10 protein-coding genes are annotated in these 15,799 nt (G+C 64.0%); 2 read left to right on the top strand and 8 right to left on the bottom strand.

Going from position 1 to position 15,799, the window contains the following annotated elements; translation table 11 throughout:
- Positions 1-123: 123 nt before the first annotated feature.
- The 4 genes from BM317_RS15985 to ptsP all read right to left on the bottom strand — a co-directional run bounded on the left by BM317_RS15985 (position 124) and on the right by ptsP (position 7,432).
- A complete protein-coding gene (locus BM317_RS15985; RefSeq protein ID WP_092475102.1) occupies positions 124-1,665 on the bottom strand; it encodes an alkaline phosphatase D family protein in 1,542 nt (513 codons plus the stop codon).
- A gap of 198 nt (positions 1,666-1,863) precedes the next feature.
- Positions 1,864-3,612, bottom strand: a complete 1,749-nt coding sequence (locus BM317_RS15980; protein WP_092475099.1) for a PTS fructose-like transporter subunit IIB — start codon at positions 3,610-3,612, stop codon at positions 1,864-1,866.
- 14 nt (positions 3,613-3,626) lie between these two features.
- Positions 3,627-4,568, bottom strand: a complete 942-nt coding sequence (gene pfkB / locus BM317_RS15975; RefSeq protein ID WP_092475050.1) for a 1-phosphofructokinase — start codon at positions 4,566-4,568, stop codon at positions 3,627-3,629.
- Positions 4,568-7,432, bottom strand: coding sequence for a phosphoenolpyruvate--protein phosphotransferase (gene ptsP, locus BM317_RS15970; protein WP_092475047.1), 2,865 nt, complete (start codon positions 7,430-7,432; stop codon positions 4,568-4,570). Before ptsP ends, pfkB begins: the two co-directional genes overlap by 1 nt.
- Positions 7,433-7,721: 289 nt before the next feature.
- On the opposite strand from ptsP, the gene cra reads away from it, so the two are divergent.
- Both cra and BM317_RS15960 read left to right on the top strand, forming a co-directional pair.
- Positions 7,722-8,717, top strand: coding sequence for a catabolite repressor/activator (gene cra / locus BM317_RS15965; protein ID WP_092173314.1), 996 nt, complete (start codon positions 7,722-7,724; stop codon positions 8,715-8,717).
- A gap of 20 nt (positions 8,718-8,737) precedes the next feature.
- Positions 8,738-9,514: a TatD family hydrolase gene (locus tag BM317_RS15960; protein WP_092475044.1), complete on the top strand. Its 777-nt coding sequence runs from the start codon at positions 8,738-8,740 to the stop codon at positions 9,512-9,514.
- Positions 9,515-9,615: 101 nt separating this feature from the next.
- On the opposite strand, the gene BM317_RS15955 is transcribed toward BM317_RS15960, so the two are convergent.
- The 4 genes from BM317_RS15955 to BM317_RS15940 form a co-directional block, all read right to left on the bottom strand.
- Entirely contained in the window at positions 9,616-11,646 is a 2,031-nt protein-coding gene (locus BM317_RS15955; protein ID WP_092475041.1) for a methyl-accepting chemotaxis protein, read from the bottom strand.
- A gap of 280 nt (positions 11,647-11,926) precedes the next feature.
- Positions 11,927-12,763 (bottom strand): regulatory signaling modulator protein AmpE, encoded by an 837-nt coding sequence (gene ampE, locus BM317_RS15950; protein WP_092475038.1) that lies wholly within the window; start codon positions 12,761-12,763, stop codon positions 11,927-11,929.
- On the bottom strand, positions 12,760-13,320 hold the full coding sequence (gene ampD / locus BM317_RS15945) for a 1,6-anhydro-N-acetylmuramyl-L-alanine amidase AmpD (RefSeq protein ID WP_092173299.1): 561 nt from the start codon (positions 13,318-13,320) through the stop codon (positions 12,760-12,762). Before ampD ends, ampE begins: the two co-directional genes overlap by 4 nt.
- 64 nt (positions 13,321-13,384) lie before the next feature.
- Positions 13,385-15,598, bottom strand: a complete 2,214-nt coding sequence (locus BM317_RS15940; RefSeq protein WP_092173296.1) for a DUF1631 domain-containing protein — start codon at positions 15,596-15,598, stop codon at positions 13,385-13,387.
- Between the last annotated feature and the right edge of the window lie 201 nt (positions 15,599-15,799).

Below are 15,799 nucleotides of genomic sequence, written 5' to 3'. Positions count from 1 at the left end.
TGCTGATCGTTCCCACGCTCCCGCGTGGGAATGCCGCCAGGGACGCTCTGCGTTCCGCTTGGATGTGACGCGGAGCGTCACGGGATGTATTCCCACGCGGGAGCGTGGGAACGATCAGTCTTCTCAAACCGGCAGCAACTTCTTCTCGAACACCGCCACCCCTTCCAGATCCCGCAACACCACGCTCATCTCCCCGCTCGGCCCATCGATGTTCACCTCGCCAAAGAATTGATACCCGGCGAACGGCGAGGTGTTCTGGGCCGGGGGCGCTTTCTGGAACACCACCTCCGGGCCGAAGGTCTTGTCCAGGGCATTGGGCCCGAAGCTGCCGGCGTTCAACGGCCCGGCGACGAACTCCCAGAACGGTTCGAAATCCTGGAACGCGGCGTGTTCGGGGTGGTAGTGATGGGCGGCGCAATAGTGGACGTCGGCGGTGAGCCAGACGTAGTTGCGTACCTGATGCTTGCGCAGGTACCCCAACAGTTCGGCGATTTCCAGTTCACGCCCCTGGGCCGCGCCCGGGTCACCGTTGGCGACCGCTTCCCAACGCGGCACGCCGGGGCTGACCTCGCCATCCGGCACACCCAGGCCGATGGGCATGTCGGCGGCGATGACTTTCCACTGGGCGCGGGACTGCTTCAACTCGCGCTTGAGCCAATTCAATTGCTCACGCCCCAGGAACGGTTTGGCCGCGCCGAGGTTGGCGTCGTTGGCTTCGCGGTAACTGCGCATGTCCAGCACGAACACATCCAGCAGCGGCCCGTAACCGAGCTTGCGGTAGATCCGCCCGCCGCCGTCGGCCTTCTGCCGGCGCATCGGCGCATATTCCAGCCAGGCCTGTCGCGCACGCCCCACCAGGCTGTGGATATCCTTGGTCTGGTAACGTTCGTCCAGTTGCTTGCCCGGCGACCAGTTGTTGACCACCTCATGGTCGTCCCACTGCCAGATCTGCGGCACTTCGGCATTGAAGCGGCGTACGTTTTCGTCCATCAGGTTGTAGCGATAGTTGCCGCGATACTCATCCAGGGTTTCGGCGACCTTGCTCTTGGCGTCGGTGGTGAGGTTGCGCCAGATGCGCCCACCCTCGACGGTGATTTGCGCCGGCACCGGGCCGTCGGCGTAGATGGTGTCGCCGCTGTGGATAAAGAAATCCGGCAGGCGCAGGCGCATGGCTTCGTAGATGCGCATGCCGCCGATGTCCGGGTTGATCCCGAAACCCTGGCCGACGGTATCGCCACTCCAGACAAAACGGATGTTGCGCTTGAACTGCGGCACGCTGCGCAGGTGGCCGAGCCAGGGCTCGCTGGCAACCCCGCTTTGGGCGTCTTCGAAATGCACGCGGTAGAAAATCGCCTGGTCGCGGGGCAACCCGGTGAGCTCGACCCGGGCGGTGTAATCACTGCGGGCGTCGGCCATGGGCGAGACGAAGCGACGGGGATTGGTGAACTTGCTGCGGGTGTCCCACTCCACCACCATCCGCGCCGGACGGTCGCTGCGGCTCCAGATCATCGCCCGGTCGCCCTGCAAGTCGCCAGACTGCACACCGTCGGTGAGTACCGGACGATCCTTGACCGAAGCCATCACCGCCGGCGCCAGCCCCGGCAACAATATCCCCGCCCCCACGGCTTGCATCACCCGACGGCGGCCCAGGTCGAATTCGCTCATGGTGTTCTCCCTTGAAATGGGAAAACTTAAGCATGGCTGTGTGAAGTGGGTGTGACAGGGATTTCATGCACACAGTAGAACGAAATGTGGGAGCGGGCTTGCTCGCGAAGACGGTGTGTCAGGCAATACATCTGCCAACTGACACATCGCTTTCGCGAGCAAGCCCGCTCCCACATGAAGGAGGAGGTGTGAATTGAATCAGGCCTTGGCCGGCTCCAACGCCATCTCCACCACCTCAGGCCGCTTGAGCAGCGCGTACGCCACTGCCGTCAGCAGGCTCCCCGCCACGATCGCCAGCAAGTACAACAACGCATGGTTGATGGCGTTGGGAATCAGCATCACGAACAGGCCGCCGTGGGGGGCCATGAGCTTGCAGCCGAAGTACATCGACAGCGCACCGGTCAGCGCACCGCCGGCGATGCTCGCCGGGATCACCCGCAGCGGATCCTTGGCCGCGAACGGGATCGCGCCTTCGGAGATGAAGCACAGCCCCAGCACCAGTGCCGCTTTACCGGCCTCGCGCTCGGTCTGGGCAAATTTGCGCCGGGCGATGAACGTGGCGATGCCCAGGCCAATGGGCGGCACCATGCCGGCAGCCATGGCCGCGGCCATCGGTGCATAACTCTGCGAAGCCAGCAGCCCCACCGAAAACGCATAGGCGGCCTTGTTGATCGGCCCGCCGAGGTCGACGCACATCATCGCCCCCAGCAGCACGCCCAGCAGAATCGCGTTGGTGGTGCCCATGCTGTCGAGGAAGTGGGTCAAGGCTTCGAGCATGCCCGCCACCGGTTTGCCGACGATGTAGATCATCACCAGGCCAGTGAACAGGCTCGCCAGCAGCGGGATGATCAGGATCGGCTTGAGCGCCTCCAGGCTCTGGGGCAGGCGCGCGTAGCGGCTGATCGCCTTGGCCGCGTAACCGGCCAGGAAACCGGCGATGATCCCGCCTATGAAGCCGGCACCCAGGGTACTCGCGAGCATCCCGCCGATCATGCCGGGCGCCAGGCCCGGACGGTCGGCGATGGAATAGGCGATGTAGCCGGCCAGCAGCGGCACCATCAATTTGAACGCGGTCTCGCCGCCGATCTGCATCAGCGCGGCCGCCAGGGTTCCAGGTTCCTTGAAGGCCTCGATGCCGAACACGAACGACAAGGCGATCATCAAACCACCGGCCACCACCATCGGCAGCATGAACGACACCCCCGTCAGCAGGTGCTTGTAGGCGCCGGTCTTCTCCGACTTGGCCGGGGCGCTGGCGCCGCTCGACGCACTTTCCTGGCGAGCTTCGACCAGCGCTTTGTTCAGCGTCGCTTCGGCCTGTTTCAAGGCGATGCCCGTGCCGCAACGGTAGATCTTCTTGCCGGCAAACCGCTCGGTGGCGACTTCAATGTCGGTCGCCAGCAGCACCACGTCCGCTTCGGCGATGGCCTGGGCGCTCAACGGATTGCGCGCCCCCACCGAACCCTGGGTTTCCACTTGCAGGTCGTAGCCCAGTTTCGTCGCCGCCTGCTGCAAGGCCTCGGCGGCCATGAAGGTATGGGCAACACCCGTTGGGCATGCGGTGATGGCGACCAGGCGCGGAGCACGCTCGGCCGACGCCGCCGGCGCTTGCGCTTGCGCGAACGCGTCTGCCTCGCCCAGAACCTCAGCCTCTACGGCGCCACGACGCAACACCGCATCAACATCCTGCAGGGCCAGGGCCGGTGTGCTGCGGAATACCCGCTTGCCGACGAACCGCGACAGGTCCACCGGGCCGCTGGCGACCAGCAACACCCACTCCGCCGCTTCGAGAGTCGCCGCCGACAACTGGCGTTCCGGATGGGCCGCGTCATGGACCTCGACACTGGTGCTCCAACCCTGGCGCTGCGCCGCGGCGTCCAGCAGGCGGGCGCACAACACACTGGTAACCATGCCGTTCGGGCAGGCCGTCACAATGGCTAGTTTCATTCTTGCGAACCCTCTTATTGTTCTGTCAGGGGGCGCACGCGCACGCCCTGTTCAAGCGACGCCAGCAACGCGGTGTCGTGGATGCCAAAACCGATCTGCGTGACCGCCATGGCGGCGATGGCCGTGGCAGTGCGCAGTGTCTGTTCCGGGGTGTCGGCGCTGAGCAGGCCATGGAGCATGCCCGCCAGCAATGAATCCCCGGCACCCACGGTGCTGGCGACGCTGACCTTGGGCGGCGAGGCATGCAGCGCCGCACCGACACTGAACCAGTTCACGCCATCGGCACCGTGGGAAATCACCACATGCTCGACACCCTGGGCATGCAGGCGCTGCGCCGCTTGCGCCTGGGCCGCTTCGCTCACCACCTCGCACCCCAGCGCATCGGCCAGTTCCTCTGTGTTCGGCTTGATCAGCCACGGCCCCGCCGCCAGGGCAACGCGCAAGGCTTCGCCGCTGGTGTCGAGGGCGACGTTCAGGCCGAGTGTCTTCAAGCGTGTGATCAATGCCTGCAACCACTGCGGGCTGACGCCCCGAGGCAAGCTGCCCGCCACCACGACCACGTCGTGGCCGGGGGCGATCTGTTCCAGTCGCGCCAGCAAGGCCTGCTGTGCGCCGGCATCGACCACCGGGCCCGGCCCGTTGAGGTCAGTGATGCGGCCGTCCTGCTCGGCCAGCTTGATATTGCTGCGGGTCTCGCCGGGGACACGGATAAAGGCGTCGACAAAACCCCGCTGGGCGAACAGCGTCTCGAACACCTGGGCATTGTCTTCACCCAAAAAGCCACTGACCGTCAGCGTATGACCCAGATCGGCCAACACCTGGGCCACGTTCACGCCCTTGCCTGCGGCATGGGCATGCATGGCGTCGCTGCGGTTGACCTGGCCCGGCTCCAGGCGCGCCAACTCTACCGTGAGGTCGAGCGCCGGGTTGAGGGTCAGGGTTAGAATCTTCGCCATTACAGCGCCTCCACTAATGCGCGCACGTCATCGGCGCTGCCCACGGCCAAGGCCGCTTGGGCCAGGGTTTGTACCTGCGTCAGGCTCAGTTCGCGAACCCGCGCCTTGACCTCGGCAATGCTACGGGCCGAGACACTCAGCTCATCCACGCCCAGGCCCACCAGCACCGGCACCGCCAGCGGATCGGCCGCCAATTCGCCACACACACCGACCCATTTGCCATGGGCATGGGCGGCGCGCACGGTGATGTCGATCAGTTGCAGCACCGCCGGGTGCAAGCCATCGGCCTGGGCCGAAAGGGTCGGATGCCCACGGTCGATGGCCAGGGTGTATTGCGTCAGGTCATTGGTGCCGACGCTGAAGAAGTCGACTTCCTTGGCCAGCACGGGCGCGAGCAACGCGGCGGACGGCACTTCGATCATGATCCCCAGTTGCAGGTCCGCCACGGGGATTTCCCGGCGCAGGCGCTCGGTCATGGCCCGGGCCTGGCGCCACTCGTCGACGCTGCCCACCATCGGGAACATGATCCGCAACGGACGGCTGTCCGCCGAGCGCAACAAGGCCCGCAGTTGCGCTTCCATGACTTGCGGGCGCTGCAACGTCAGGCGAATGCCACGCACGCCGAGGAACGGGTTTTCTTCTTTCGCGATCGGCCAGTACGGCAGCGGCTTGTCGCCGCCCACATCGAGGGTGCGCACCACCAGCGGCCGACCGGCCAGGCCATCGAGCACCTTGCGGTATTCGGCTTCCTGGGTCGCTTCGTCCGGCGCCTGGCTGTGGGCCATGAAAATCAGTTCGGTGCGCAACAGGCCAATGCCTTCGGCGCCCTGCTCCACCGCGCTGGCGACGCCGGCGCTTTCGCCAATGTTGGCGAACACTTCCACGGCATGCCCGTCACGGGTCAGCGCCGGTTCGTGGCGCTGCTCGGCCGCGACCTTGAGGCGCTGTTCGCGGGTATCGCGTTCTTCCTTGGCGCGCTGCAACGTGGCGGCGTCAGGGTCCACGTGCAGGCGACCGCGCTGGCCATCCAACAGCAAGGATGTGCCCGGCGCCAGCAGCAACACCGCCGCACCAGCGCCCACCAGCGCCGGAATGCCCAGGGCACGGGCGACAATGGCGCTGTGGGCGGTGGCGCCGCCACGGGCGGTGAGAATCCCCGCCACACGGGTCGGGTCCAGGCGGGCCACGTCGGACGGGCCGACTTCGTCCATCACCAGGATGTAGGGTTGATCGGGTTCGTTCGGGGTTTCGACGCCACACAGTTGCGCCAGTACCCGACGGCCGACGTCTCGCAGATCGGCGGCCCGTTCGGCCAGCAAGGCATCCTGCAAGGCTTCCTGCTCTTTGGCGGCGGCTTCGATCACCCCCATCCACGCCGCTTGCGCACTCTCGCCCAGCTTCAAGCGGGTGTCGACTTCGTCGGTCAGCTCCGGGTCGTCGAGCATTTCCTGGTGGGTGATGAAGATCTCGCGGATGGCCTTGGCCTTGGCGCGCTCGATCAGGCCTTGGATGTCGCGGCGCACCTGGTTCAAGGCGTTCTGCAGGCGCTCGCGCTCGATGGCCGCCGACTCACCGCGCAGCGGATAGTCGATGGCCTGCAATACCTGGATGTGAGCCGGGCCGATGGCGATGCCCGGGGCGGCGGCGACGGCCTGGATCAGGCTGCCGGATTCGGGCGCCAGCATGACGGTCGCGACTTCGGCCATCACGGTTTCCCGTGGCGCACTCGGTGGCGGCAGCGGTTCGACCTCTTCGCCCAGGCCTTCTTCGATGGCGGCCAGCAGTGCCGGCAACGCGTCGTCGGCAATGCTCGGTTCGGCGATGAACTCCAGGACCTGGCCGCGACGGGCGCCCAGGCTCAGCAGTTTGCTCAAGCTCTTGGCCGACACGGCGCTGTCCTGGCCGTCGACAATGCGCACGCGGATTTCGCCTTCGAAGCTTTTCGCCAATTGGGCGAGGATCTTCGCCGGACGTGCATGCAGACCATGGGCGTTGGCCAGGCCGATGCGCGCGCTGGGCCAGTCGGCGGGCAATTCACCGCCGAGCACTTCCAACACCTTGCGGCTGCTGGTGGCGCGGCCCAGTTCGTGGCCCCGGCCTTCGATCAGCAAGGCGCAGAGCCTTTCCAGCAAGGCCTGGTGGGCTTCGCCGAGACTGGCGAGGCAGAACAGACCGCTCAACGGTTGGCCCAGGTAACGGATGGGTTTGTCCGGGGTGACGAACGCCAGGCCCGGGCGCTTGACGGTCTGCTCGCTGTGCAGCCACCACAAGCCATCGCCCAGGGGCAACGCATCGACTTGCTGCAACACACCGGCAAAGCCGTTGCTCACGCAGTCGGCCTGGCGCAACAGGCGTGCACCGCGCCATACCAGTTCTTCAAAATCATCAGCCGATACACCGAGGCCGATCATCTGGGCATCCAGGGCCAGTTCCTGCGGCGCGCCTTGCAGCAGCTTCAGCAACGCTTCGGCAGAACCGGCGCGACGCAAGGCCTGGCCCAGGTCCGTCTCACCGAGGGCGCGGGTCAGCAGTTGCAGCAGGCGCAGGTGTTCATCGGACTTGGCGGCGATGCCGATGGCCAGGTAGACAATCTGACCATCGCCCCAGTCCACGCCTTCGGGGAATTGCAGCAGGCGCACGCCGGTGGAGTAGACCAGGTCGCGGGTCTGCGGGGTGCCGTGGGGGATGGCAATACCTTGGCCAAGAAAGGTCGAACCCTGGGCTTCACGGGCCTGCAAGCCAGCGAGGTAACCCTCGACTACCAGGCCATCGGCCACCAGTTTGTCGGCGAGCAATTGCAGTGCAGCGTCTTTATCCACAGCCGTCTGCGCCATGGATATCTGCTCTAGAGTGAGCTCGAGCATGCTTTCTCCTTTTTGGCGTCCGGGTTGGCGCCAGGTATTGTTTTGAATGAATCAGCTTAGCGTTGCGGAACAACTTTTGGCGGTATCGCGGCAGCACGGCCAAAAATCCTGCTAGCCTTGAAAATACGCTTGCTGAAACGTTTAATCTAGAAAGATTGGCACGTTACTCGATAATCTCTCATCCTTGAAGTGCAACTTGTCGTAAGCGCTTGAACGGTAACCGTCAGCTTGAATCGGGTAGGATGGCCCTTATCGTCGGGGCTAACTCGAAAAAACAAGGAAAACCGGGTTGAAACTCAGTGATATTGCTCAATTGGCCGGTGTGTCCGTGACCACCGCCAGCTATGTCATCAATGGCAAGGCCGAACAGCAACGCATCAGCAGCGCCACCGTCGAACGGGTGCGGGCGGTGGTCGAGGAACATGGCTTCACCCCCAATCCCCAGGCCGCCGGGCTGCGCAGCCGGCACACCCGCACCCTGGGCTTCATCCTGCCAGACCTGGAAAACCCCAGTTACGCACGCATCGCCAAGTTGCTGGAACAAGGCGCACGGGCACGGGGCTATCAGTTGCTGATCGCCAGTTCCGATGATGCGCCCGACAGTGAACGGCAACTGTTGCAATTGTTCCGCGCCCGGCGCTGCGATGCGCTGATCGTCGCCAGCTGCCTGCCGGCCGGCGACGACAGCTACCAGCAGCTGCAGGCCAAGGGCATTCCGATCATCGCCATCGACCGGGTGATGGAGCCGGCGCATTTCTGCTCGGTAATCAGCGACGACCGCCAGGCCAGCCTGCACCTGACGCGCAGCCTGCTGGAGACCCACCCTCGGCAAATCGCCTTGATCGGCGCCCGTCCCGAGTTGAGCATCAGCCAGGAACGGGCCGCAGGTTTTCGCGAAGCCTTGGCCGGGTTCGAGGGCCAGGTGTTGATCGAGCAGGGCGAGTCGTTCAGCCGTGAATGCGGCCGTCAGTTGATGGATGAAATGCTCGCGCGCCTGGGGCATCTGCCCGATGCATTGATCACGACGTCCTATGTGCTGCTGCAAGGGGTGTTCGACGCCCTGCATGATTTCCCGCTCAAGTCGCGGCCATTGCGCCTGGGCACGTTTGGTGACACGCAGTTGCTGGACTTCCTGCCGCTGCCGGTCAATGCCATGTCCCAACAACATCAGTTGATCGCCGACAAGGCCTTGGAACTGGCCCTGGCAGCCATCGAAAACGATGACTACCAGCCTGGCGTGCAGGCCATCGCCCGGACGTTCAAGCAGCGGATCCACCAGGGCTGACGTTTTCTCAGGATTGATGCATGGAGTTGATCGACACCCACACCCACCTGGACTTCCCGGACTTCGACGCGGACCGCCCGGCGCTGCTGGCCGAAAGCCGCGCCTTGGGCGTGCGGCAAATGGTGGTGCTGGGCGTGTACCGGGACAATTGGCAGCGGGTCTGGGACCTGGTGCAAAGCGACCCGGACCTGCATGCCGCCCTGGGCCTACACCCGGTGTACCTCGACCAGCATCGACCCGACGACGTGGCGTTGTTGCGCGACTGGCTGAGCCGCCTGGCCGGGCACCGGCAATTGTGTGCAGTGGGCGAGATCGGCCTGGACTATTACATCGAGACCCTGGACCGTGACCGCCAGCAAGCGCTGTTCGAAGCGCAGTTGGAACTGGCCGTGGCGTTCGAGCTGCCGGCACTGATCCACGTGCGCCGCAGCCATGCCGCCGTGATCGCGACCCTCAAGCGCATCCCCCCCACCCGGGCGGGGATCATCCACGCGTTCGCCGGCAGCCTTGAGGAGGCCCGCGAGTACATCAAGCTCGGCTTCAAGCTCGGCCTCGGCGGTGCGGCGACCTGGCCTCAGGCCCTGCGCATGCACCGGGTGCTGGCGAAACTGCCGCTGGATGCGGTGGTGCTGGAAACCGACTCACCGGACATGGCCCCAGCGATGTTCCCGGGGCAGCGCAACAGCCCGGCGCACTTGCCGGCGATTTGCGAGGCGCTGGCCGGGATCATGGCGGTGACGCCCGAGCGACTGGCCGAGGCCAGCACCGCCAACGCCCGCAATTTGTTCAACTGGTAAAAACCCTGTGGGGGCGAGCTTGCTCGCGATAGCGATGTATCAGTCGAAAAACAGCTTGCCTGACACTCCGCTATCGCGAGCAAGCTCGCTCCCACAATGGTCTACACCCGAAACGCATTGATCAGTTGCTTGAGCTGCACCACCTGGGCAGACAGCTCACGGCTGGCGTTTTCGGTCTGGTGCGCGCCTTCGGCCGTGCGTTCGCCGGCGCGGTTGATCTCGACGATGTTCTGGTCGATGTCATGGGCCACGGCCGTCTGCTGCTCCACGGCGGCGGCGATCTGCTGGTTCTGGTCGACGATCATGCCGACCGCACCGAGGATATTTTCCAGGGCCTGTTGGACCTGTTCCGATTGACTGACCGTGCCGCTGGCCATCTCATGACTGGTACCCATCGCCTTGACGGCGGCACCGACACCGCCGTGCAGGCGGGTGATCATCGCTTCGATTTCTTCGGTCGATTGCTGGGTCCGCTTGGCCAGGGTCCGCACTTCATCGGCCACCACCGCAAACCCCCGCCCCTGTTCACCGGCGCGGGCGGCTTCGATGGCGGCATTGAGGGCCAACAGATTGGTCTGCTCGGCGATGCTCTTGATCACATCCAGCACGCGGCTGATGTCCTGGCTGTCGGTCGCCAGTTGGTTGATCACCTGCACCGACTGATCGATCTCACTGGCCAAACGGGCGATGCTGCCCTGCTGCGACTCCACCAGCCCGCGCCCGCTGAGAGTTTCGTCGTTCACGCTGTGGGCACTGCTCACGGCAGCGGCGGCACTGCGGGCCACTTCCTGGGCCGTGGCCGACATCTGGTTCATCGCCGTGGCCACCAGTTCGATCTGGCTGCGCTGGCCAGCGACGGCCTGGTTGCTCTGGGCCGATACCGTTTCCACCCGCCCGGCCTGGCGTTCGACTTCCGCGACGGTGCGGCTGACCTGTTCGATCAGGTCATGGATCTTCGCCACCGTACCGTTGAACACTTCACCCAATTCGCCCAGCTCATCCTTGCTGCGCGCCACGAAATTGACCGTCATGTCCCCCGCCGCCACTTTGTCCATCATCTGGCCCAGGTGCTGGAGGGTGGTGCGGGTCGACGCGTAGAAGCCGGCGTACAGGTAAAAAATCAACAGGAACACCGCCACCAGCGCCACGGCTTGCAGCACCATATGGCTACGATTCTGCTCAAGCCGCTGCTGCAACTGCACACCGAGAAAACCCTGGGTCGCCTCGTTCAGCCGATAAGTCTGCTCCATCAGGCCGCTGACCTGCTCGAAGAACGCCGGCCACGGTGCATCGAGGGTGTCGGCCATCACCACTTGCTCCTCGATCAGCTCAGACGCTTTCTTGAGGCTGCTCTTGCTACCTTCGGCCTGGGCGCCAAGGCTTTGCCCGGCGGCCTTGCTGGAGCCGAGGGCGTCCTGCAGTTTCAAGTCGTACTCGCCCTGGAGCTTTTCGATCTGCGCCAGCAACTCGTCGAAGCGGGTGCTCGATGCCGAATTGAGAAACCCCAGCCCCAACGAGGACGCGCCCAGCGCCCGGCCATCGCCGAGGATCTGAGTGACCTTGGGGGTGGTGCCGATGATCAATTCGCTGAGTTGGCGGATGTCGCTCTGGTTGTCGCGGCTCAGCCCCGCCTGGCTGGCGATGATCTGGCTGAACATCTGGGCGCTGTTGAGCAACTTGCCGATCAGCGCACTTTTGCTCTGCAGGGAGTTTTCCGCCTGCTGGGCCTTGAAAGCACCGATCATTTCATCGCGCTTGGCCTCGAAGGAACCGACCTGCTCAGGCTCGATGGCCATGGCGGTCATGCCTTGCAGGCGCGCAAGAACCTGTTGTTCCAGGCTGCCGATCTTCGCTTCGACATCACCTGCCTTGCCGGACTGGCCCAGGCTGGCGTTGATCTGCACCAGGTCGTTGAGGGTTTCCAGGTCCCGGCGCAGGGCCAGGCTGCTGCCCAGCAGGTCGAGGCTTTGCAGCTCCACGTGGGTGCCCTGGAATTCCCGATAGGAATCACGCACCAGAAAGAAGTTGGTTACCAGCATAGGTAGCAGGAACAGCACGCTGATCAGGCTGAACTTCATGCCGAAGCTCAGGCGGTTCATCAGCGCGACGGCGGGCCAGAGCAAACTCTTCACAAGGAAGCCTCCCGGTAGTGTTCTTATTGTTATGAGCTCGCGCACGGAGACAGCAGAAAGCCACTATTCGGGCGCTGTCCCTGTATAGCCTAAATCGGCGGGGAGATTTGTAACTTAAGGTTAACGAGCGACCTGCCCTTTGTGGCGAGGGGATTTATCCCCGCTGGGCTGCGAAGCAGACCCATTGATTCAAGGCTTAGAATTGCCAGGGGCCGCTCTGCGCCCCAGCGGGGATAAATCCCCTCGCCACCCTCGCCACAACGGCGTGACCTTGCTGTTCCTATGCCAACACCGTCCACAACGCAAACCCGGCATACCAGAGCACCGCCGCACGCAGCAGCAACTCCCACAGGCGGTCCAGGCTATTGATGCCATCCGGCCCGGCGACGGGCCTGGGGATTTCGCCAGCCACCAGGCCGACCTTGTCGATGAGGTCGGCGGCGCTGATGTTCCAGTTCAACAGCTCATGCAGCATGACCCGGCTGACCGCGACGAAATTGCCCACCAGGGCGAAGCTTGCCGCCAGCAACCGCACCGGCACCCAATCGAAGGCATGGCGCATTTGTGCGGCCCGCTCGGCCACGCCGGGGTTCTGGCTGTGCTCGGCGGCCAGCGCCAGCAGTCGATAGCTCAAGGCCGCGACCGGACCCAACACGAAGTACCAGAAAATCACTGCGAAAAAGCTCTGGTAGGCCTGCCACAACAAATGCCCCTGGACCCGTTCCAGCAATTGCTCACCGTCATCGGCCTCAATGTCCAGGTCGCGCTTGGCCACATGGGCCGCCGCTTGCAGGTCCTCCCGACGCCAGGCGTCGCGAAACGGTCCGAGGGCGGCCAGCAGATCACCGCGCCCCAGGCTGTAAATCACCACCAGCAAATGCACCGGCAGCGCCAGCAAACCATAAGCCACCGGCTCCAGCACCCACAAAAGCAGCGCCAGCAGGGCCACGGGCAGCAGGACCATCACTGTCAGCACCAGCCAAGGTCGGTTGACCCACCGTGGGCTCGCCTCGAGCTTGTTCAGCTCGCGCAGCCAGCCGCCGTCGCGCTGGACCCGCTGGCGCAAGGCCGAGAATTTCTCGATCCAGACGGCCAGCAGCAACACCAGAAAACTCATTGTCCTTCCCCTTCTGTCAGGGCCGCGCGATAGCGCGCCCAGTCGAATGCCGGTCCCGGATCGGTCTTGCGCCCCGGTGCGATGTCGCTGTGCCCGCAGATACGCTGCACAGTGATCGCCCTGAACGCCGCTTGCAACTGCCGGGTCAGGTCCACCAATGCGACATATTGCGCGTCGGTGAATGGCAGATCATCCGTGCCCTCAAGCTCGATGCCCAGGGAAAAATCGTTACAGGTCTCACGCCCCTCGAAGCACGAGACGCCCGCATGCCACGCACGATCCAGACAAGAGACAAATTGGGTCACGGCGCCGTCACGCTCGATCAGAAAATGCGCAGACACCCGCAGGTCGGCGATACCGGCAAAGTAGGGATGTTCCGTGACATCCAGACGATTCTGGAAGAATTCCTGCACCTTGCCGGTGGCGAATTGTGCCGGGGGCAGGCTGATGTTGTGGATCACCAGCAGGGAGATTTCGCCCTCGGGGCGCGCATTGAAGTTGGGCGACGGGCAATGACGCACCCCTTCGCACCAACCGCTCGCGGAGTCCAACTGCATACAGGTTCCTTCGATGACGACGGTGAATGCCGCCAGTATGCCGTGATCGGACCGGGCTGCGCGATCACTTGCCGCGATTGAGCTGGCGCAGATTGCCCAACACCGACTCCAGCGCCCGGTCGAACAACAGGGTGTCGTCCAACAGCCGCGCCGCGCCGCGCCGAAACTCCAGGGCCAGGCTGGTGCGGCTGTGCTCCAGCACCTTGAGGCCGGTGCGATTGACGAAGACGTATTTGCCGGTGGCCTCGATGATCGCCGCCAGTTTGCAACGCAGGGTATTGTCATCGTCCTCCTGGAACTCGACCCAGCTCCCCAGGTGTAACTGATCGACCTGCAGCAAGCCGACATCATCCGCCGGCAAATGCACCGCCACGCTCTCCCCCGCCGTTTTTTGCGGAGGGCGCAGGACGATTTTTTCCAGCACCTCGACCATGGCCGGCGAATCGAACGGCTGGTCCTGATCCGTTGCCTGGCCCGTGCGTTCGAGCGCCTGCACATGCAGGACTTCCAGTTCACTGAAAAACTCGCTGGTGGCGAACGGGTCGAACGCCGAACGGCTCAGGCCTTCACGCAGGGCCTTGAGCAGCTCCGGCACCATCGCCAGCAAACGCAGGCCCGCGTCGGGCTCGTCATGGGGCTGGACGCTCCAGATCAAATGCTCCAGGGTCAGGACGTCGGCCTGCCACTCGGCGGAATACTTGCCGTGCTTGAAACAGGTCAACAACAACACCTGGCTCCAGGCGTGTTGCACGAACTCCACCACAGCTTGCGGCAAGACCTTGCCCAGCATCACCTGGTTCAGCGCCCCTTCGACGCGCTGGCGCGCCAATTCGGCCTTGGCCCGGCCCTCTTCGGCGTCACGGATACGTTGCTCAAGCAACTCGCTGCGGCGCCGCTCGTCACTGGTGAAGGCCAGGAAATCGGCCAGCAGCTCGGAGAAAATCGCCGGGTCATCGACGAAATCATTCAGCAGGCGCTGCACGACCTGTTCGATGCGCAAATACAGGCTATCGCGCTGATGATCGTCGCAATCGCCCCAGCCCATGGCGGCGGCGGCGATTTCGTTCAGCAGCCGCCGGGCCGGATGATTGCCGCGGCTGAAGAAACTCTTGTCCTGCACCGCGACCTTGAGCATCGGGATCTGCAGGCGGCCGATCAGGGCCTTGAAGGAGTCCGGGAGGTTATGGTCGTCGAGGATGAATTCGAACATCATCGAGATCAGGTTGATCACGTCTTCATCGGCGCCTTCGACCACCCGGGACTTGCCACTCCTGACGCTGACCCGGGTCAACAGTTGTTCGAGTTGGCTACGCAGGTCGAATTCGTCCTGCACGGCAGGCGCTGGCACGTACTGCTGCAAGTGCGAGAGCAGCCGCAGCAGGTCACGGGTCGAGATCGGTTGAGGCGGCGCGCTGGCTTCCAGGGTCGGCGCCACACTGCCACGCACTTGCATCAACAGCTTCTGCAAGGCGGCGAACACTTCCTGCACGCTGTCATCGACCTCGGCATCGCTGGGCTTGGCAGCGATTTCGGCGTTGGGCCTGGGGGCATCCTCGGAGCGATCCGACGCCCGGCGAGCCGGGGTCACCTTGAGCTCCGGCAAGATGCCCGTAGCGGCCAGCAACTGGTTGGCCTCGGTATAGAGTTGGTCGCACTCGCTGAGCACATAACGCTCGAAGAGCTTGAGCAGGATCAGCTTGACCTTGATGCCCACGCCCAGGTTACGCCCGGCCTGCAGGAACTTTTCGCACAGCAGTGCCGGGCTCAGGGGGTTGTACTGGTTGGCCAGCGGTCGATCCAACAGCACACCGAGCCGGGCCGTCAGTTGCTCCAGCGACACGCCATCGCGCCTGAGCACCCGAGTGACCATGGCCTCGACCGCCAGATGACGTTCCAGCTCATCGTGGGAACGCTGGGTCTGGCCGTCCGGTGCCAGGGCGGGCGCCAGGCTGGCGTGGGTCAGGTCGTACTGGGCCAGGCTGACGAAGGTCTCGAAAAACTGCTCGATGAACTCCCGCTCGATGCTTTTGCGCTTCAGGCGCAGGTCCCGCATGGCCTCGAAGTACAGGTTCTGCTCGACGTCGTCGCGCGCCCGGTCAGCCATTTCAAACAAGGTGTCGTCGGCGTTATCGAACAGCCCCTGCAAGCCCAGGCGCAACTGTTGGGCGGCCTTGTCGCGAACCTGAAGCAGAATCACAGGCAGGCGGGCGAGCGGCGAACGACTCGCCTGATCGGTAGGCACCTTGTGTAAAGGCACTACATTCCCGTCGTTGTGCATCCTGGCCTCCTGAAACGGTTTTCGGCTCGCGACGTCAAAGCTATGGCGTCAATCGAAAGGCGGATTATCGGGCAAAACAACCCTGTCGCACCAGCAGACTCTGTGATCCAGCTCGAAATACGGCGCAATAAGTGACCGGGAAAATGAGGAAATGTTGCGAGGACGCGACCAAATGCAGGTTTCGACACCCTATAATCGGGC

The sequence above is a fragment of the Pseudomonas sp. NFACC24-1 genome, assembly GCF_900115235.1.
Taxonomy (GTDB): Bacteria; Pseudomonadota; Gammaproteobacteria; order Pseudomonadales; family Pseudomonadaceae; genus Aquipseudomonas; species Aquipseudomonas fluorescens_AA.
This window is presented reverse-complemented; position numbering and strand designations above follow the sequence as displayed.

Excerpts from the sequence above, each read along its gene's own strand:
- BM317_RS15985 (WP_092475102.1), bottom strand. The coding sequence starts at position 1,665 with ATGAGCGAATTCGACCTGGGCCGCCGTCGGGTGATGCAAGCCGTGGGG.
- BM317_RS15980 (WP_092475099.1), bottom strand. The coding sequence starts at position 3,612 with ATGAAACTAGCCATTGTGACGGCCTGCCCGAACGGCATGGTTACCAGT.
- pfkB (WP_092475050.1), bottom strand. The coding sequence starts at position 4,568 with ATGGCGAAGATTCTAACCCTGACCCTCAACCCGGCGCTCGACCTCACG.
- ptsP (WP_092475047.1), bottom strand. The coding sequence starts at position 7,432 with ATGCTCGAGCTCACTCTAGAGCAGATATCCATGGCGCAGACGGCTGTG.
- BM317_RS15960 (WP_092475044.1), top strand. The coding sequence starts at position 8,738 with ATGGAGTTGATCGACACCCACACCCACCTGGACTTCCCGGACTTCGAC.
- ampE (WP_092475038.1), bottom strand. The coding sequence starts at position 12,763 with ATGAGTTTTCTGGTGTTGCTGCTGGCCGTCTGGATCGAGAAATTCTCG.
- ampD (WP_092173299.1), bottom strand. The coding sequence starts at position 13,320 with ATGCAGTTGGACTCCGCGAGCGGTTGGTGCGAAGGGGTGCGTCATTGC.
- BM317_RS15940 (WP_092173296.1), bottom strand. The coding sequence starts at position 15,598 with ATGCACAACGACGGGAATGTAGTGCCTTTACACAAGGTGCCTACCGAT.